This window comes from Streptomyces spiramenti, from assembly GCF_012034385.1.
GTDB classification, from domain to species: Bacteria; Actinomycetota; Actinomycetes; order Streptomycetales; family Streptomycetaceae; genus Streptomyces; species Streptomyces spiramenti.
In genome coordinates this window covers 1-3,751 of record NZ_JAAVJB010000354.1, presented here as the reverse complement: position 1 = coordinate 3,751, position 3,751 = coordinate 1, and the positions used below count along the sequence as shown (strand labels likewise).

The following is a 3,751-nucleotide window of genomic DNA, read 5'->3' as shown; positions in this document are numbered from 1 at the left end:
CCGGCGCCGGCCGTGTGGGCCTTCCTCGCGGCAGAGGCGGCGGCGTGGGCGCCGCGCTGCATGCCGATGCCGTGGTCGCCGTCCCCGGCGACGGCGTCGATGCGGCCAAGCTCCTCGACGTGCTCGTCGACGACGGCCGCGACCGCGCTCAGCGCGTCGACGATCCGCGCCGCGGCGGCGCGGGAGACCTCGGCGGCCGGCTCGCCGGCCCGGGGGCGGTCCGCCGGGGCCGGGGTGGCGACGGCCGGCGGGGAGCCGGTGGGCGGGCCCGCGTCGGGAAGCACGCCCTTGCGGTAGGCGGGGGTGTCGGCGGGGGCGGCCCAGAGTTCGGCGAGGCGGTCGTCGAGCCAGGTGAGGGTGAGGGAGACCCCGGCCATGTCGAAGCTGGTGACGAGCTCCCCCACCTCGGGTTCGACGATCCGCACGCCCGCCTCGCCGAGCAGGCGGGCGACCGTGCGGTAGACGACGAACAACTCCTCGTACGTGACCGCGCCGAGGCCGTTGAGCACGACGGCGGCGCGCTGCCCGTGGGGGGCAGGGACGTCGTCGGGCAGTTCGGCGAGCAGGGTGTCGACGAGCAGCGCGGCGGCCTCGTCTGCGGTGGGCAGCGGTGCCTCGCCGATGCCGGGCTCGCCGTGGATGCCGAGGCCGATCGCCATACGGCCCTCCGCGACGGTGAACAGCGGCGCGTCGGCGCCCGGCAGGGTGCAGCCGCCGAAGGCGACGCCGAAGGACCGGGTGCGGGAGTCCGCGTGGCGGGCGGTGGCGAGGACCTCGCCGACGGGCAGCCCCTGTTCGGCCGCGGCGGCTGCCGCCTTGAAGACCGGCAGGTCGCCGGCGATGCCCCGCCGGTCGCGGCGGTCCTCGGGCGGCGCGGCGGCGACGTCGTCGGTCACCGCGAAGGTCTCGGTGGGTATGCCGTCGTCGGTGAGCCGCTGGGCGGCCTCGCCGAAGTGGAGGACGTCGCCCGCGTAGTTGCCGAACATCAGCAGGACCCCGGCGCCGCCGTGGGCGGCGGTCGCCACCGAGTGCACCTGACGGGCGCTCGGGGAGGCGAAGACGTTGCCGACGGCCGAGCCGTGGGCGAGACCGCGTCCTACCAGCCCGGCGAAGGCCGGGTAGTGGCCCGAGCCGCCGCCGACGACGACGGCCACCTGGCCGACGGGGGTCCCGTGGGCGCGGATGACGCCGCCGTCGACGGGACGCACCCGGGCCGCGTGGGCTGCGGCGAAGCCGGCCAGCGCCTCGTCGGCGAAGTCCGCCGGGTCGTTGTGAAGGTGCGTCACGACCGGACCTCCGGGGTGTCGTCGGCCGGCGCGTCGACGGCCGGTGGGGCCTGGGTGCGGGTGGAGATGCCGGTGATGAGCACGGCGGAGAGGAGCATGAAGAACCCGACGAGGTAGAGGGGGACGACGTAGCTTCCGGTGAGGTCGCGCAGCCAGCCGGTGACGTAGCCGGAGGCGAAGCCTGCGACGTTGCCCATGGTGTTGATCAGCGCGATGCCGGCGGCTGCCGCAGCCCCGGTGAGGAAGCGGGAGGGGACGGTCCAGAAGACCGGGAGCGCGGCGAAGATGGCGCAGGCGGTGACGGTGATGACGGCGACCGTCGCGGCGGGCGACCCCGCCCACAAGGCGAGCGGGACGGTGATGCCTCCGACGACAGCGGGGCCGGCGATGTGCCAGGTCCGGGTCCCGATGCGGTTGGCGTGCCGGGTCCAGAAGAAGAGCACCACCGCTGCGGGCAGGTACGGGATGGCGGTGATCCACGCCTTGTCCATCACGCTGAACTCGGTGCCGAACTGCTCCTGGAAGCCGTCGATGATGGTCGGCAGGAAGAAGGCCAGCGCATAGAGGCCGTAGACGAAGCCGAAGTAGACCAGGGAGAGCACCCACACGCGGGAGCTGGTCAGGGCACGGCGCAGGTCGCCCTTGGCGTGGTGGCGGGAGGAGTTGCCGGTCTTGCCGGCGTTCTCGGCTGCCAGCGCGCCGGTGAGCCAGGTCTTCTCCTCGCGGTCGAGCCACTTGGCGTCCTCGGGCCGGTCGACCAGGACGAAGAGCGCGGCGATGCCGAGGAGGATGGCAGGCAGCGAGACGAAGAGGAACATCACGCGCCACCCCTCCAGGCCGAAGAGGCCGTGGTGGCTGATGAGCCAGCCCGCCAGTGGGGCGCCGATGACGGTGGTCAGCGGCTGGGCCAGGTAGAAGAGGCCGAGGATCTTGGCCCGGTGCTGCGAGGGCACCCACTGGCTGAGGAAGAGGATCGCGCCGGGGAAGAACCCGGCCTCGGCGACCCCGAGCAGAAAGCGCAGGGCGTACAGCTGCTCGCTGCTCTGCACCCAGGTGAAGAGCAGAGACACGACACCCCAGCTGATCATGATCCGCGCCAGCCAGCGGCGGGCACCGAACCGGTGCAGCGCCATGTTGCTGGGGACCTCCAGGACGATGTAGCCCAGGAAGAAGATCCCCGACGCGAACCCGAACTGAGCCGCGGTGAGCGCCAGGTCGTCACCCATCCCGTTGGGCTCGGCGAACGAGATCGCGGTGCGGTCCAGGTAGTTCACGAAGAACATCAGCGCCACGAAGGGCACCAGGCGGACCGAGACCTTCCTGATGGCGGATCTCTCGACCGTGGTGGCGGTCTGGGCTTCGGCTGCACCCATGGTGACTCCTCGGCTCTCCGGACAACTCCGTCCGGGTGGTTCAGATTCGGCCGAGCCAAGGCGGCTCCTCGTCGGCCGGATTGAGCACACGCTAGACCCCGATCGGTAAATTGGTCACCAATTTACCGGTGTGACCTGGGTCACAGGATTGCAGCTGCCAATACTCCTGCGCCGGTCCCGGTACGGGGCGTGAACGCCCCCCGGCGGGTCGCGCCGCCCGAGGGGCGGGTGCGGATCTGGTGTACTAGGGCGCGTGACCAGTCAGCCCGATCAGCAGATCCCCGCCACCCCCGGCCTGGAGCAGCTCCTGCGACCGGTGGTGCGCGAGTCCTCGGTCAGCGAGGTCGCCAAGCGGCTCCTGGACCACCTCTCCGCGGGCGACATCCGACCCGGCACCCGGCTACCGGCGGAGCGCCAGCTCGCCGAGGCCCTGGGGGTGGCGCGGTCCAGCGTGCGCGGCGCGCTGTCCGCGCTCGACGTGCTGGGGATCATCGAGATCCGCCCGGGTTCGGGCTCCTACGTGCGCGAGGGCACCTCGGAGTTCCTGCCGCGCGCCATCAACTGGGGTCTGATGCTGGGGCAGCCGCGCACCCAGGACCTGGTGGAGGTACGCACCCACATGGAGGCGATCTCCGCCCGCCTCGCCGCCGAGCGCGCCACGCCCGAGGGCGTGGCGCGTCTCACCGAGCACCTGGCGCACATGCGCGAGGCCGGGGAGGACCGCCGGGCCTTCATCGACGCGGACATCGCCTTCCACCTGGAGACGGCGCGGATCGCCGGCAACAGCGTGCTCAGCGACATCCTCTACAGCATCCGCGCGCTGCTCCAGGTGTGGATGGAACGGGTCAGCGACATCGAGGGCACCATCAGCGGGACGCTCTGCGAGCACGACTCGGTGCTGCGTGCCATCGCGGACGGCGACCCCGACCGCGCCGAACGCGCCATGGCGGACCACATGACGATGGCCAGCGAGCGCCTGCGGGCGGCGATGGCCTCCCCGGCGGCCGAGGCCGGTGACGCCTCCGCCGGCTGAGTCGGCCTTCGAGGACGGACACGGCGCCGGGCGCCGACGGCTGACGTGCCGTCGGCGCC

The 3,751-nt window shown here is 72.7% G+C and carries 3 protein-coding genes; 1 reads left to right on the top strand and 2 read right to left on the bottom strand.

Features of this window, described 5'->3' with window-relative positions; all coding sequences use genetic code 11:
• On the bottom strand, positions 1 to 1,286 hold a 1,286-nt coding region (locus HCJ92_RS23055; RefSeq protein ID WP_167935543.1), incomplete at its 3' end, for a dihydroxyacetone kinase family protein.
• On the bottom strand, positions 1,283 to 2,659 hold the full coding sequence (locus HCJ92_RS23050; RefSeq protein ID WP_167935542.1) for an MFS transporter: 1,377 nt from the start codon (positions 2,657 to 2,659) through the stop codon (positions 1,283 to 1,285). The genes HCJ92_RS23055 and HCJ92_RS23050, both read right to left, overlap by 4 nt.
• A gap of 253 nt (positions 2,660 to 2,912) precedes the next feature.
• On the opposite strand from HCJ92_RS23050, the gene HCJ92_RS23045 reads away from it, so the two are divergent.
• A complete protein-coding gene (locus tag HCJ92_RS23045; RefSeq protein WP_167935541.1) occupies positions 2,913 to 3,692 on the top strand; it encodes an FCD domain-containing protein in 780 nt (259 codons plus the stop codon).
• The last annotated feature ends 59 nt before the right edge of the window (positions 3,693 to 3,751 follow it).